The 13910-nt window shown below is 75.3% G+C and carries 15 protein-coding genes; 5 read left to right on the top strand and 10 right to left on the bottom strand.

Annotation, left to right across the window (positions count from 1 at the left end; translation table 11 throughout):
• Nucleotides 1-8: 8 nt before the first annotated feature.
• The 3 genes from VFG42_RS07725 to VFG42_RS07715 are packed head-to-tail and all read right to left on the bottom strand — an operon-like array spanning nucleotide 9 to nucleotide 3087.
• On the bottom strand, nucleotides 9-1139 hold the full coding sequence (locus tag VFG42_RS07725) for an acyl-CoA dehydrogenase family protein (protein WP_324906984.1): 1131 nt from the start codon (nucleotides 1137-1139) through the stop codon (nucleotides 9-11).
• Entirely contained in the window at nucleotides 1136-1909 is a 774-nt protein-coding gene (locus tag VFG42_RS07720; protein ID WP_324907332.1) for an HAD-IB family hydrolase, read from the bottom strand. Before VFG42_RS07720 ends, VFG42_RS07725 begins: the two co-directional genes overlap by 4 nt.
• Nucleotides 1906-3087 carry an acetyl-CoA C-acetyltransferase gene (locus tag VFG42_RS07715; RefSeq protein ID WP_324906982.1) on the bottom strand — a complete coding sequence of 394 codons (1182 nt, stop codon included), beginning with the start codon at nucleotides 3085-3087 and terminating at the stop codon, nucleotides 1906-1908. The genes VFG42_RS07720 and VFG42_RS07715 overlap by 4 nt, the downstream gene beginning before the upstream one ends.
• Nucleotides 3088-3158: 71 nt before the next feature.
• Between VFG42_RS07715 and VFG42_RS07710 the strand changes: the two genes are divergently transcribed.
• Both VFG42_RS07710 and VFG42_RS07705 read left to right on the top strand, forming a co-directional pair.
• Complete coding sequence (locus tag VFG42_RS07710) at nucleotides 3159-4643, top strand: leucyl aminopeptidase (protein ID WP_324906980.1); 1485 nt, start codon at nucleotides 3159-3161, stop codon at nucleotides 4641-4643.
• Nucleotides 4644-4668: 25 nt separating this feature from the next.
• Nucleotides 4669-5868, top strand: coding sequence for a hypothetical protein (locus tag VFG42_RS07705; RefSeq protein WP_324906978.1), 1200 nt, complete (start codon nucleotides 4669-4671; stop codon nucleotides 5866-5868).
• Here VFG42_RS07705 and VFG42_RS07700 read toward each other — a convergent pair.
• Entirely contained in the window at nucleotides 5825-6091 is a 267-nt protein-coding gene (locus tag VFG42_RS07700; protein ID WP_324906975.1) for a hypothetical protein, read from the bottom strand. The two genes, VFG42_RS07705 and VFG42_RS07700, sit on opposite strands and share 44 nt — an antisense overlap.
• A gap of 44 nt (nucleotides 6092-6135) precedes the next feature.
• On the opposite strand from VFG42_RS07700, the gene VFG42_RS07695 reads away from it, so the two are divergent.
• The gene (locus tag VFG42_RS07695; RefSeq protein WP_324906973.1) at nucleotides 6136-6843 is read left to right on the top strand and encodes a hypothetical protein; all 708 of its coding nucleotides are present in this window, start codon (nucleotides 6136-6138) and stop codon (nucleotides 6841-6843) included.
• 2 nt (nucleotides 6844-6845) lie between these two features.
• Nucleotides 6846-7682 (top strand): hypothetical protein, encoded by an 837-nt coding sequence (locus VFG42_RS07690; RefSeq protein WP_324906971.1) that lies wholly within the window; start codon nucleotides 6846-6848, stop codon nucleotides 7680-7682.
• Here VFG42_RS07690 and meaB read toward each other — a convergent pair.
• Genes meaB through VFG42_RS07670 form a run of 4 tightly spaced genes read right to left on the bottom strand, consistent with a single transcriptional unit; the run spans nucleotide 7659 to nucleotide 10906 of the window.
• Nucleotides 7659-8639, bottom strand: coding sequence for a methylmalonyl Co-A mutase-associated GTPase MeaB (gene meaB / locus VFG42_RS07685; RefSeq protein WP_324906969.1), 981 nt, complete (start codon nucleotides 8637-8639; stop codon nucleotides 7659-7661). The two genes, VFG42_RS07690 and meaB, sit on opposite strands and share 24 nt — an antisense overlap.
• A gap of 21 nt (nucleotides 8640-8660) precedes the next feature.
• A complete protein-coding gene (locus tag VFG42_RS07680; RefSeq protein ID WP_324906967.1) occupies nucleotides 8661-9215 on the bottom strand; it encodes a TetR/AcrR family transcriptional regulator in 555 nt (184 codons plus the stop codon).
• Nucleotides 9216-9248: 33 nt separating this feature from the next.
• On the bottom strand, nucleotides 9249-10316 hold the full coding sequence (locus VFG42_RS07675) for a CU044_5270 family protein (protein WP_324906965.1): 1068 nt from the start codon (nucleotides 10314-10316) through the stop codon (nucleotides 9249-9251).
• On the bottom strand, nucleotides 10313-10906 hold the full coding sequence (locus tag VFG42_RS07670; RefSeq protein ID WP_324906963.1) for an RNA polymerase sigma factor: 594 nt from the start codon (nucleotides 10904-10906) through the stop codon (nucleotides 10313-10315). Before VFG42_RS07670 ends, VFG42_RS07675 begins: the two co-directional genes overlap by 4 nt.
• Nucleotides 10907-10971: 65 nt before the next feature.
• Between VFG42_RS07670 and VFG42_RS07665 the strand changes: the two genes are divergently transcribed.
• Nucleotides 10972-11661: an acyltransferase gene (locus VFG42_RS07665; RefSeq protein ID WP_324906961.1), complete on the top strand. Its 690-nt coding sequence runs from the start codon at nucleotides 10972-10974 to the stop codon at nucleotides 11659-11661.
• A 51-nt stretch (nucleotides 11662-11712) separates the two neighbouring features.
• Here VFG42_RS07665 and VFG42_RS07660 read toward each other — a convergent pair whose 3' ends face one another.
• Together VFG42_RS07660 and VFG42_RS07655 are read right to left on the bottom strand one after the other, a co-directional pair.
• A complete protein-coding gene (locus VFG42_RS07660) occupies nucleotides 11713-13083 on the bottom strand; it encodes a 1,4-alpha-glucan branching protein domain-containing protein (protein ID WP_324906959.1) in 1371 nt (456 codons plus the stop codon).
• A gap of 3 nt (nucleotides 13084-13086) precedes the next feature.
• Nucleotides 13087-13884, bottom strand: a complete 798-nt coding sequence (locus VFG42_RS07655) for a class I SAM-dependent methyltransferase (RefSeq protein WP_324906957.1) — start codon at nucleotides 13882-13884, stop codon at nucleotides 13087-13089.
• Between the last annotated feature and the right edge of the window lie 26 nt (nucleotides 13885-13910).

The following is a 13910-nucleotide window of genomic DNA, read 5'->3' as shown; positions in this document are numbered from 1 at the left end:
GTCTCGTCCTAGTCGGTCGCGCGCGCGGCCTCGCCGAGCAGCGCGCGGGCGATGACCAGGCGCTGGATCTCGCTGGTGCCCTCGTAGATCTCGGTGACCTTGGCGTCGCGGTAGTAGCGCTCGGCCGGGAACTCGCGGGTGTAGCCATAGCCGCCGAGGACCTGGATCGCCTCGCCGGTCCAATGGCGGGCGACGCGGGAGGCGAAGAGCTTGGCCTGCGCGCCCTCGACCGTGTGCGGGCGACCGGCCTGCTTGAGGCGCGCGGCGCGCCACACGAGGGCGCGGGCCGCCTCGATCTCGGTCTGCATGTCGGCGAGCTTCTGCTGGATCGCGCCGAAGCCGCCGATCGGACGGCCGAAGGCGTGGCGCTCCTTCGCGTAGCCCGCGGCGACGTCGAGCGCGGCCTGGGCGATGCCCACCGCCTGGGCGGCGATGCCGATGCGCCCGCCGTCCAGCGTGGAGAGCGCGATCCGCATGCCGGCGCCGCGCGGGCCGAGCGGCTCGGACGGCGTGGCCTCGAAGGCGAGGTCGGCGGTCGACGAGGAGTTCAGGCCCAGCTTCTCCTCCTCGCGCGTGACGCGGAAGCCGTCGGCGCCGCGCCGGACGACGAAGGCGCTCGCCGCGTCCGGATCCTGGGCGAAGACCGTGAAGACGTGGGCGTGCGAGCCGTTGGTGATCCACTGCTTGGTGCCGGTGATCGCCCCGTCGTCGGTCGCGCGCGTGCGCATCGCGCCGGCGTCGGAGCCGCTGCCGGACTCGGTCAGGGCGAAGGCGGCAAGTTCATGGCCTTGGGCCAGCGGCGGGACGAGGCGGTCGACCTGCTCGGGCGTCCCGTTGGCGAGGATCGGCAGCGTGCCGGCGCTGGTGTGCACCGCGACGGTCACCCCGACGCCCGCGTCGGCGCGCGACAGCTCCTCCAGGACCAAGATGTAGGACAGGAAATCCGCGCCCGCGCCGCCGTGCTCGGCGGGCACGCAGGTGCCCATCAGGCCCAGCTCGCCCAGCGCGGCGAAGACGTCCTTGGGGAACTCGTGCGCGCGGTCCCACGCCGCGGCGCGCGGCGCGATCTCCTCGTCGGCGAACCGACGCGCCAGGTCGCGGATCTCCCGCTGCTCGTCGTCCAGCTCGGAGTAGCTCATCGCTTCGCCCCCACCTTCCGTCGCGCGGTCGCGCCCGCCGCGCCCAGCAGCGTCGCGCCCGCCAATCCGCCCAGCATCTTCAGCCGCCCGCCGAGGCGGTCGAAGCGCAGGACCTCCCATCCCTCCTCGCGCGCCACGCGCGCCAACGGCCCGTCCGGGTTGACCGCCACCGGATGGCCGACCGCGCGCAGCATCGGCAGGTCCGACTCGCTGTCGGAGTAGGCGTAGGACTCGCTCAGGTCGATGCCGTTGCTCGCCGCCAGCGCGCGCATGAGCTTCGGCTTGCCCTCGCGGTAGGCGAACGGCCCCGACAGGCGGCCGGTGTAGTGGCCGTCGGCGTCCTCCTCCAGCGGCGTGCCGAGGCCGCCGTCGAAGCCGAGCACGTGCGCGATCATCGCCGCGGTGTCCTGCGTGGCCGCGGTGACGATGTACACGCGCCGCCCGGCGTCCTGGTGCGACCAGGCGATGTCGAGCATCTGCGGGTACAGCCGCGGCAGCACGCCGGCCAGCACCTGCGGCCCGAGCCGCTGGAAGTCGCGGGCGGCGCGGCCCTCGAGCATCGCGCCGACCCGCGTCATCACCCGGTCGGTCGACGCGTCGGTCGACCCGCGCAGGCGGAACTTCACGTTCTCCCACGCGTCGAGCGCGAGCCGCCGGCGGGAGATCATCCCCGCCCGCGCGGCCGCTCGCGCCCAGAAGAACCCGGAGGACCCGGACATCAGCGTCCGGTCCAGGTCGAAGAACGCCGCGCTGTGCGCCGTGGCGCTCAGCCGTGCACCTTCAGGATGACGGCGTCGCCCTGGCCACCGCCCGAGCAGATCGCGGCGACGCCGTAGCCGCCGCCGCGACGGCGCAGCTCGTGGACGAGCACGCCGAGGATGCGGGCGCCCGACGCGCCGATCGGGTGGCCGAGCGCGACCGCGCCGCCGTTGACGTTGACGCGGTCCTCCTCGATGCCCAGCTCGCGGATCGACTGCAGCGTCACGGAGGCGAACGCCTCGTTGATCTCCCACAGGTCGACGTCGCCCGGCTGCAGACCGGCCTTGTCGAGCGCCTTCTTGGCCGCGCCCGCGGGCGTCGTGGCCAGGTAGGCGAAGTCGTTGGCGAACTGCGCGTGGCCGACGACCTCGGCCAGCACCGTCTTGCCGTTGGCGGCCGCCCACTCGTCGGAGGACAGCACCAGCGCGCCGCCGCCGTCGTTGACGCCCGGCGAGTTGCCGGCCGTGTGCGAGCCCTCCTTGCCGACGAGGCCCGGCAGCTTGGCCAGCGCCTCCAGCGAGGAGCCGCGGCGCGGGCCCTCGTCGGTCTCGACGACCGTGTCGCCCTTGCGGCCCTTGACGGTGAACGGGACGATCTCGTCGGCCATGCGGCCGTCGTCGATCGCCTTCAGCGCCAGCTCGTGGCTGCGCAGCGCCCAGCGGTCGAGGTCGGGGCGGGTCAGCTCCAGCTCGTCGCCGATCTCGGTGGCCTCGACGAACATCTGCTTGCCGCTGAACGGGTTGGTGAGGCCGTCGTGGACCATCGAGTCCAGCGCCTTGGCGTCGCCCATGCGGTAGCCGAAGCGGGCCTGCGGCAGCAGGTACGGCGCCTGCGACATCGACTCCATGCCGCCGCCGACGCCGACCTCGACGTCCCCGGCGCGGATCGCCTGGTCGAGGATCACCGTGGCGCGCAGGCCGGAGGCGCACACCTTGTTGACGGTCTCCGACGAGACCTCCTTCGGGATCCCGGCCTTGATCTGCGCCTGGCGCGAGGGGATCTGGCCCTGGCCGGCCTGGATCACCTGGCCCATGACGACGTGGTCGACCTGCTCGGGGTCGACGGTCGCGCGCTCCAGCGCCGCGGTGATCGCGGTCGCGCCGAGGTCGGTGGCGTCGACGGAGGACAGGCCGCCGCCGAGCTTCCCGATCGGGGTGCGCGCGGCGCCGAGGATGACGGTCTTGGGCATCGGTTCTCTCTCGCTCTGTGTCTGGTCAGGACGGCTGGGACCGGAACCGTAACGAAGTAGCGTCCCGTGCCATGCGCGTGACCGCCACCACCGAGGCCGCGGGGTCCACCGCGGCCGACACGATCGTCGTCGGCCTGCTCGAGGACGAGGCCGTCGTCCACGACGTCGAGGACGGCGTCCTGCAGGCGCTCGTGGACGCCGGCGAGGCCAGGGCCAAGCCGCGGTCGCTGGCCGTCGCGCACGCCGCGGGCAAGCGCTGGATCCTCGTCGGGCTCGGCGCGCGGGCCTCGCTGGACGCCGAGGCGCTGCGCGTCGCGGCCGCCGTCGCCCACGGCCGGGCCCGCGACCTGGGCGCCCGGACGCTGTGCTGGGAGCTGCCGCACAAGGCGGGCGAGATCCACCCGGCGCGCGCGGTCGTCGAGGGCACGCTCATGGCCGCCTACGCGTTCCGCGCGTTCAAGACCAAGGGCAGCGGCAACGGCGACGGCGACGGCGACGAGAACGGCGGCGGGATCGAGGAGCTGATCGTCTCCGACCACGAGGACCGGACCGCCGCGGTGGCGCGCGCGGTCACGGTCACCGAGGCCGTCAACGCCGCGCGCGACCTGCAGAACACGCCGGCCAACGCGATGACGCCGACCGCGCTGGGCGAGCGCGCGCGGTCGGTCGCCGCCGCGCACCCGGACACGCTGAGCTGCGAGGTCGAGGGCCGCGACGGGATCGTCGCCCGCGGGATGGGCGCGTTCGCCGCGGTCGCCCAGGGCAGCGACGAGGAGCCCGCGCTGATCACGCTCCGGTACGAGCCGCCCGCCGCGCCGGCCGACGGCGTGCCGGTGCTCGGCCTGGTCGGCAAGGGCGTGACGTTCGACTCGGGCGGCCTGTCGATCAAGCCCGCCGGGTCGATGGTGGACATGAAGTACGACATGACCGGCGGCGCGGCGGTGATCGAGGCGCTCGGCGCGATCGCGGCGCTGGAGCTGCCGGTGCGGGTCGTCGGCGTCGTCGGCGCCACCGAGAACCTCCTGGGCGGGCGGGCGATGAAGCCCGGCGACGTCTTCACGTCGGCCTCGGGCCTGACCGTCCAGGTCGACAACACCGACGCCGAGGGCCGGCTCGTGCTCGCCGACTGCCTGCACCACGCGATCGGCCAGGGCGCGCAGCGGCTGGTCGACGTGGCGACGCTGACCGGGGCGATCATGTCGGCGCTCGGCCGCGTCTACGCGGGCTTCTGGGCCGACGACGAGGCGTGGGCCGCGCAGGTCGCGGGCGCGGCCGCCGAGGGCGGCGACCTGATCTGGCGGATGCCGCTGCACGACCGCTACGCCGAGCTGGTGAAGGGGTCGACGGCCGACGTGGCCAACATGTCGCCGCCGCGCACCGGCGCCGCGTGCACCGCCGCCGAGTTCCTGCACAACTTCACCGGCGGCGTGCCGTGGGCGCACCTGGACATCTGCGGGACCGCCTGGGACTCGGGGCGGGCCTACGCGCCCAAGGGCGGGACCGGGACGCCGGTGCGCACGCTCGTCGCGCTGGCCGAGCGGGTCAGCCGCGGGTAGGCGTCGCGGCGTAGGGTCCGCGACGATGCTGCCGGGTCCCCTCCGCCGGGCGCTGCCGCTGTGGGCGGCGCTCGTGGCCGTGTACGCGCTGACGCTCGCCGTGCCCGGCCACGCGACGACCAGGCCGGAGGCGCACCGCCTGCTGGCGGTCGACGCGCTGGTCGCCCACGGCAGCATCGACGTGCGCCGCTCCTACGCGTCCGGCGCGTGGCGGGACTTCTACGACGGCGAGCTGCCGCGGCCCTCCGACGCGCCGGCGGTCGGGCGCTGGCTGGAGCCGGTCGGCCTCGGCTTCGTGGTCGCCGTCGCGCCCGCGTACTGGATCGGCGGCGAGCTCGCCGTCCGGATCTTCTTGTTGATGATCTTCGCGCTGGGCTTCTGCCTGGCCGCCGCGCTCGGGCGGCGGCTGGTGCCCGAGCCGTGGGCGACGCGCGCGGCGCTCGTGCTCGGCCTGTCCCCGCCGGCCGTCGGCGCGGCGACGGCGATCGCGCCCGCGACGCTCGGCGCGACCTGCCTGGCGGGCGCGGCGCTGCTGGCGCTCGCCGTGCGCGAGGAGCCGCGGCAGCGCACGGCGTTCCTCGGCGCGGCGCTGGTCGCCGCGCTGCCGTGGCTGGCCACCGAGCTGCTGGCGCCCGCGGCGGTCGTGGCGCTCGCGCTGGCGCGCTGGCTGCGGCGTCGTCAGCGCGGGTTGGCGGGCTTCCTCGCGCTGGAGGTCGTGCTGACCTCGGCGGTGGTCTACGTGACGATCTCGGACCGGCTGTTCGGTGGGCTGACGCCGAACGACGTCGCGGCCGGCGGGGCGACGGGCGCGACGGGCGTCGTCGCGCACCTGGAGCGCGCCGGGCGGCTCGGGACCGCGTGGGTCTCCGACCAGGGCCTGCTGCTGTGGGCGCCGGTGACCGCGCTGGCCGGCGTCGCGCTGTGGCGGCTGTGGCGCTCGCGCCGCGAGCGGCTGTCGGTCGCGGTCTTCGACCAGGGCGACGTCGAGGTCGCGGCCTTGTTCTATGCCTTGATCGTGGTCGCGATCTGGCTGACCGCCGTCTTCGCCGCGCCGTCGCTGGACGGCGCGGGGCGCGCCTGGGCCCACGCCCGCCACCTCGTCCCCGCGCTGGGACCGCTGGCCGCGCTGGTGGCCTGGGGCTGGCGCTTCGCGCCGCGCACGGGCACCGCGCTGGCGGCGGTCACCGTCGCGGCGAGCGTCGCGCTGCTCGCCGCGCACGCCTGACCGTGGAGCGCTCCTGCTCGGCGACCGCGTTGCCCAGCAGCCAGAACATCGACGGCCACAGCCCGACGAAGATCGCACGCCGCTCGGCGTTGTCGCGCTCCTCCTGGTCGACGGTCTTGGCCCGGATCCACAGCGACAGGCAGAGGCCGATGCAGCCCAGCGACGTGACGTGCATCGGCACGCTCCGGACTCCGGCGGCGTAGAGGAGGCGCGGGATGACCATGGCGTCCGCTCTACCCGCACGCCGCGGCGGGTAGAGCCGCGAACGTGCCCGCTTCGCCGCCCGTCCCCCGCCGTCTGCTGACCGCGCTGCGCTGGCCGCCCGGCATCGCGCTGACCGCCTGGGCCTACGTCTGGCGGATCACCGTGCTGCACCGGCGCGAGCAGGACGGGACGCTGTCGCGGGACGGCCCGCCGCCGTGGCCGCCGGGCACCGACCTGACCGGCGTCCAACAGCCCGCCGACGGCACGGGCGCGCTGCTGCACCGGACCTACCTGAGCCGGATCCGCGAGTCCGAGCTGGACGCGGCGGAGCTGATGGCGCGCGTGCGGGCCGACCCCGACGTCGTCGCGCCGGGCGCGCTCGCGCGCTTCCATAAGGCCGCGGGCGCCGAGGGCCGCATGGCCGCCGGCGACGAGTTCCTGATCAGGATGCCCGGGCCGTGGGACGGGCCGGTGCGCTGCGTCCACGTCGACGAGCGGTCGTTCCGGTTCGCGACGCTGAGCGGTCACCTGGAGGCCGGGCAGATCGAGTGGGGTGCCGCCGACCTCGGCCCGCCGGGCGCGCTGGCGTTCCGGATCGAGTCGTGGGCGGCGCCCGGCGATCGCCTCTCGAACCTGCTCCATCATCATCTGCGCATGGCCAAGGAAGTGCAGTTGCACATGTGGACGTCGGTCCACGAGCGGGTCGCCAAGCTCTGCGGCGGCCGCCTGGACGGCGGCATCGACATCGAGACGCGGATCGTCGAGCGCTGAGCGTGCGGGTCCTCGGAGCCGCGGACGTGGCCGCCGCGCTGGACGCGCGCGGCGCGGTCGACGCCCTGGAGGACGCGCTGCGCGCGGGCCTGGACGTCGACGCCGACCCGCCGCGCGGCAGCCTGCCGGTCGGCGCGGGCGAGCTGCTGGTGATGCCGTCGTCGCAGGGCGCCGTGAAGCTCGTCACGGTCGGCGGCGACCCGCGCATCCAGGGCGTGTGCGTGGTCTTCGACCGCGAGACGCTGGCGCCCGCCGCGATCCTCGACGGCATCGCGCTGACGAACCTGCGCACGGCGGCGGTGAGCGCGCTGGCCGTCCGGTGGCTGGCCGCGCCGGACCCGCGACGCGCGCTGATCCTCGGGCGCGGGCCGCAGGGCGTCGCGCACGCCGAGGCGCTGCGCGCGGTCGCGCCGACGCTGGAGGTCGTCGACGTGGTCGGGCGCGGCGCCGCGCCGGAGATCGAGTCCTATGACCTGATCTGCTGCGCCACGACCGCGCGCGAGCCGCTGTTCGACGGCGCGCGCGTGGCCGACCACGCGACGGTCGTCGCGATCGGCTCCCACGAGCCGGACGCGCGCGAGGTCGACGCGGCGCTGGCGGGCCGCGCGACGGTCGTGGTCGAGTCGCGCGCGACCGCGCTGCGCGAGGCGGGCGACGTGGTGCTGGCGATCGGCGAGGGCGCGCTGGACGCGGGGGCGCTGATCGAGTTGGGGTCCTTGATCCGCGGCGAGTCGGAGGCCGCGACGGCGGTCGACGCCGCGCGCCCGCGCCTCTTCAAGTCCACCGGGATGGCCTGGGAGGACGCGGTGGTCGCGTCAGCCGTCGTCGCCGGCGCGTGAGGCGTCGGCGGCGTCGAGGCGCTCGAGGATCCGCGAGGCGGCGGTCGCCGGGTCCAGCCGCCGGCTGACGACCTCCTCCAGCAGCTCGGCGAAGCGCGGGTCGGCGTCGAGCTGCCGCTCGAGGCGGCGGCGCAGGCGGAAGGTGCAGATCGCGACGACCTCGGAGCGGAGGTTGCGCCGGCGGCGCTCGGAGAGCGTCCCCTCCTCCTCGATGTGCTTGCGGTGCTCGTCGAGCTTGGCGACCAGCTCGTCGACGCCCTCGCCCTTGTGGGCCTGGGTCTTGACGATCGGGACGCGCCAGCCGCGCTGCGGCGCGAGGCTGAGGACGCCGCGGATCTCGCGGACCATCGTGTCGGTCAGCGGGTGATCGGCCTTGTTGACGACGATGATGTCCGGGATCTCCATGACGCCGGCCTTCAGCGCCTGGATCGAGTCGCCGGAGCCGGGCATGAGGACGAGGACGATCGTGTCGGCGTGGTCGATGATGTCGACCTCGGCCTGGCCGACGCCGACGGTCTCCAGGAAGACGTCGTCCTTGCCGGCGGCGTCCATCAGCAGCGCGGTCTGCAGCGCGGCCTCGGACAGGCCGCCGAGCGCGCCGCGGTTGGCCATCGAGCGGATGAAGACGCCGGGGTCGAGGAAGTGGTCGGTCAGCCGGATGCGGTCGCCGAGCAGCGCGCCCTGCGTGAACGGCGAGGACGGGTCGATCGACAGGACGGCGACCTCGTGCTCCTGCGCGCGCCGTGCCTTGGTCAGCGCGCCGATCAGCGTCGACTTGCCCGCGCCGGGCGCGCCGGTGAGGCCGACGATCGCGGCCTTGCCGGTGTGCGGGTAGACCTCGCGGACCAGCTCCCAGCCCGCCGGGTCGTCGCTCTCCACGAGCGTGATCGCGCGCGCCAGGGCGCGCTTGTCGCCGTCGAGGAGGCGCTGGGCGAGGGTCTGCTGGGCCTGCGACATGGGCGGCGGATGATGCCGCAGTCAGTCGCCGGAGGGCGGGATGAGCTGCCGCGCGATGTGCTGGGCGACCTTGCGCTCGTCGTCGAGGAGGTCCGGCGCGTCGCGGCCCAGCAGCGCGCGGCCGACGTAGGCGCTGTAGGCGAAGAGCGCCTGCGGGCGGGCCTGGGCGGGCGTCAGGCCGAGGTCGGCGAAGGCGCGCTCCAGGAACGCGACGCGAAGCTGCGCCGCCCGCGTGACCGCCGCCTGGACGACCGGCTCGTCGACGCCCTCGAGCATCTTGAGGAAGATCGTCGGCGGCTTGCTCGACGCGGCGCCGAGCAGCGTGTCGAGGCGCTTGCGCGGGTCGGCGATCGCGCCGGCGGCGTCCAGCGGCGCGTCGACGTGCAGGCGCTCCCAGCGCGCGACCGCGGCGGCCAGCAGCGCCTGGCGGTTCTTGAAGTGCCAGTAGAACGAGCCCTTGGTCACGCCCAGCGCGCGGGCCAGCGGCTCGACGGCGACCGCGGCGGCGCCGCCGCGCTCGAAGGCCTCCAGGGCGGCCTGCTCCCAGCGCTGCGCGTCGAGGCTGTCGGGCGACATCGCCCCCAACCATACGCCGCCGTATCGCCGGGGCTACGGCTGCTGCCCGGCGGCGTCGACCACGCCGGTGCGCTCGTAGGCGGCGTCGCCGATGACCGTCCCGAGCGGCGCGCTGACGGTCTCGTGCGGGACGTGGGCGACGAGCGTGTCGCGCTCGCCGAGCAGGACGCCGGTCGCCGGGTCGAGCAGGATGTCGCGGCGCGTGCCGTTGGCCACGCGCGAGATCGCGAACGCGGAGCGGCCGAGGCGGTCCTTGGCGTGGCCGTCGAAGCCGATGCCCGGGACGAGCGCCAGCGCGCGCAGCACCGCGGCGCGCATCCGCGGCGCGAGCGGCTGGTCGCGCAGCGCGTCGTCGAGCAGGACGAAGACCTCGCCGTCGGGCGACGGGCCCTGGCCTGGCCGCAGGCCGTCGCGGACCTGCCGGAACAGCTGGGCGCCCGAGCCGTCGAAGTCGCGCATCTGCTGGGCGGAGTAGCGCCGGTCGCCGACGTGGTAGACGCCGTCGGGGTGGGCGTGGGTGACGCCGTCGCCCGGCGCGGCCAGGCGCGGGCGTCCGGCCGCGATCCACTTGCGCCGCTCGGCGGGCGACGGCCACGAGACGCCGAGGCCGACGGTGCGGATCTCGCCGCGGCGGGTCTGGGAGATCCACGCCTCGCGGCGCGAGCTGGACAGCGCGCAGTAGGAAGCGTCGCGATCCATCGAGCAGGCGAGGTAGGTCGCGATCGACTTGGTGTAGAAGAACTGGTCCGGACGCGGGAACGCGGGCGACGCGGTCTCCGCCCCGCGGGCGGCCCGCTCCAGCGCCGCGGCGGCCGTGGTCGGCGCGGTGGCGTACGGGTGGCGTCGCGGCGGCTCGACCTGGCCGCTGGTGCCCAGCGCCACCACGAGCGCGACGACCAGCGCGGCGAGCGCCGCCGCCGTCGGGACGGTCACGAGCAGGCGGCGGCGCCACCGGGCGCGGCGCGCGGGCGGCGCGGCGGCGATGTGCGCGTGCAGCGCGACGCGGGCGCGGGCCCGCGCGGCGCCCGCCGCGCCGTCGGGCGGCGGCGGGGCCACGTCGGGCGGCGCCCAGGCGCGCAGGATCTCCAGCTCGTCGGTCATCGGTCGCGCTCCTCGCTCTCGCCCAGCGCCGCGCGCAGGCGGCCGCGGGCGCGGTGCAGCCGCGAGCGCACGGTCCCGATCGGGACGCCGGTCGCGCGCGCGACCTCCTCGTAGTCCAGGCCCGCCCAGGCGACCAGCAGCAGCGCGTCGCGCTCGGGGGCGCGCAGGTCCGCCAGCGCCGCGGCCACCGCGGGGCCGAGCGCGGCGGCGTCGGCGCGCGCGACCGCGCCCGCGGACGGGTCGCTCTCGATCACGGCCTCCCAGCGCTCGGCGCGGGCCAGCGCGCGCAGGCGGCGCAGCTCGGAGCGCCGGTGGTCGTGCACGAGGTTGGCGGCGATCCCGAACAGCCACGGGCGGGCGTCCTGGCTGATGCGGGCGTCGAAGCGGTCACGGCGGTCGAACGCGCGGGTGAACGTCTCGGCGGCGAGGTCCTCGGCCAGCGGCGCGCCGACGCGGCGGTGCAGCCAGCGGTGGATCGCCGTGAAATGGCGCTCGAAGACGGCCGCGAAGGCCTGCGGATCCGACACCGACGCGGCGAGGATCGCGGCGTCGGCCTCCGCCGCCATCGGCTCGTCCTCGGCCTGGAGCATCGGTGCCATCATCGCTGCTTCGCCGCAGGGCCCGATCGAGTTCCCGAGCGCTACGCTGCCCAACCGTGGAACCGGTGCTGTCCCCGCCCGCGCTCGCGCCGCCCGCGCCGCCGGTCCACCTGCGCGGCGATCCGCCGCCGCTGTCCGGAGGGCCGTTGACGCTGTGGCGGTTCGCGCGGCGCAACGGCATGGTCAACTGGAAGTACGCGCGGCTGATCGCGCGGCTGGGCTACTGGAAGCTGCGGCTGGGCAAGCGCCTGCAGCTCGACGGCCTGGCGTTCGTCTGCCCGGGCGTGAAGCTCGAGATCGGCAAGGGCGCGGTGCTGAGGCTCGGCCGCTGGTCGTGGCTCGGACACGGCTGCAAGATCCGCGTGCACGAGGGCGAGTGCGTCGTCGGCGCCAAGACCGTGCTCGGGCAGGAGTGCACGATCAGCGCCTTCCAGCACGTCTCGATCGGCCGCGAGTGCATCCTGGCCGACCGCGTGATGCTGATCGACTTCGACCACGGCGTCGTCGAGGTCGACCGGCCGATCCGCGCGCAGGGCATCTACAAGCGCGACGTCCGCGTCGGCCACAACGTCTGGGTCGGCTACGGCGCCTGCTTCCTGCGCGGCGCCACCGTCGGGGACAACTGCGTGGTGGGCACCAACTCGGTGATCACCAAGGACGTCCCGGCCAACGCGGTGATCGCCGGCGCGCCCGCGAAGGTGCTGCGGATGCGCGAGACGCCGCGGACGCTGCGCTGGGCCCCATAGCCGATGCGGGTCACCGCGAACGTCCATGCGACGTTCGCGGTGACCCGCATCTCAGGGGACGCGCAGCATCGCCGGGTCGGCGAAGGGCGCCAGCGAGCGCAGCGTGGGGTCGTGGGCGCCGGGCGCCGCGAGCGCGGCGTCCAGCGCCGCGAGATGGCCGTCGGCGCGCTCGCGCGGGTACGGGCCGGAGATGTCGCGGGTGATCAGGAACGCCCAGTCGGAGGACTGCAGCGCCAGCAGCTCGCGGACGGCGCGGGCGTCGGCGTCGCCGCCGGCGGCGACCGCGCGCAGCTCGGCCGCGCGGGTGGCGAAGGCGAGGTCGGCGACCTGCGGTCCGTCCCACGTCCACAGCGTGCGCGGCGTGCCCCACGTGGTGACCGGCAGCTCGGCGGGCGCGGCGATCACCGGCGTGTCGTGCAGCGCGTCGTCCAGCGCGACCAGCTCGACGCCGGCGCCCGGCGCCTCGTCCAGGACCGCGGTCAGCCAGTCCAGGCCCTCGTACCAGTGGTGGCCGAGCAGCTCGGTGTCCAGCGCGCAGACCGTCAGGTGCTCGCGGCGCGCGACGTGGGCGAGGAAGTCGCGCGCGTCGGCGACCGCCTGCTCGCGCGCCCGGTCGCGGTCGTAGACGGCGCCGTCGTTGGCCCACGGATGGTGGTGGTGGACGGTCATCCGATGGGTGTCGCGGTAGGCGGGCCCGGCCGGGTAGCCGCCGTCGCTCCAGACCAGCTCCATGACCTCGCGGTCGATCGGCGCCAGCAGCGGCCCGTCGTCGGTGGCCAGCGGCGGGTGCGCGCCGGGCCCGAGCACGTCGGTGAGGTCGACGCACGTCGCGTGGACGCCGGCCTCCTCCAGCAGCGGGTGCAGCCACGGCGCGTGCGCGCACTCCGGCAGCCAGAAGCCCCCGCCCCACGCGCCGTCGCGGCGCGCGCGATGGGCCTCGATCCCGGCGCGCAGCTGGAGCCGGACGCCGGCGTCGGTGGCGACCAGCGGCAGGACCGCGTGGGTCGCCGACGACGTCCAGGCCGCGTGCCTCAGCAGTCCGCGGGCCAGACCGCCGTCGCCGAGGCGCTCCAGCGCGTCGGCGGCGCGCGCGTAGTCAGCGCCCGCGCGCTCGACCTCGGCGCCCAGCGCCGGCGCGCCGCCCGCCCGGCAGCCCGCGGCGTCCAGCGCGTGCGTCGTGACCCGCAGGTCGCGCAGGAACGACAGCAGGCGCTCGTGGACGCCCGGCGCCAGGAGCTGGTCGGCGAGGACCGGCGTGACGCTGAGCGTCAGCGGCGCCGGCGCGCGCTCCTCCAACAACCCCAGCAACGGCACGTAGACCGTCGCCGCCGCCTCGAACAGCCACTCCTCGCCGAACGGCCACGTCCCGAAGCCCTCGACGTAGGGCATGTGGGTGTGGAGGACGAGCGAGAGCCGCGACATGCCCTAGGGCCGGCAGACGGCCACGAAGTCCAGCGCGCCCGTCAGCGGGCGGTCGGCGGTCAAGGTGAAGTCCTTGGCCGAGATCGCGGGCGTGAACCAGTTGTAGAACTTCTTGGTGAGCCCGAGCTTGGCGTGGATCGCGTCCCAGCCGAGGCGCTCGATCGCGAGCTGGTGCACGGCGAGCTTGCGCGCGTGGAACAACCCGTACATCTCGACCGACGAGAAGTGCGCGGCGCACAGCGCGTGGAACTCCTCGGGCCGGTACTCCTTGACGTGCCACGGGTTGCCGGACTTCTCGGCGCCCTCGGGCGCCAGCGTCAGCACGTTGGGCGTCGAGACGTAGACGACCGGCGACGGGCTGTCGGCGACCAGCGCCTTGAAGCGCTCCAGGATCTCGTCCGGGTTCTGGACGTGCTCGATCGTCTGCAGGAAGACGACGGCGTCGGCGGGCTCGGCGAACGTCTCCACCAGGTCGCGCGCGAAGCGCACGCGGTCGTCGGTGTAGCGCAGCCGCGCGTGCTCGTGGGCCTCGGGGTTGGCGTCGACCCCGACGACCTCCCGCGCCGCGGCGCCCAGGACGCCGGAGCCGTAGCCCTCGCCGCAGGCCATGTCGATGACCTTCAGGCCGCCGACCTGCTCGCGGATCCACTCGTAGACGATCAGATGCCGGCGGTACCAGTAGTTCTCCTCCGGCACGTCGGGCAGCGTGCGCTCGCCGGTCAGCGCCAGCGGCGGCACGCCCTCGGGCTGGTCCCGCTGGAGGTAGACCTGGGGCTGCGCTTCGGAGATCTGATCGGCCATGTGAGGGCGCGCACGCTACACGGCCT

Source organism: Baekduia sp., from assembly GCF_035685985.1.
Classification (GTDB): Bacteria; Actinomycetota; Thermoleophilia; order Solirubrobacterales; family Solirubrobacteraceae; genus Baekduia.
Note: the sequence above shows the minus strand (reverse complement) of the source record. Positions and strands in the feature narration are given on the sequence as shown.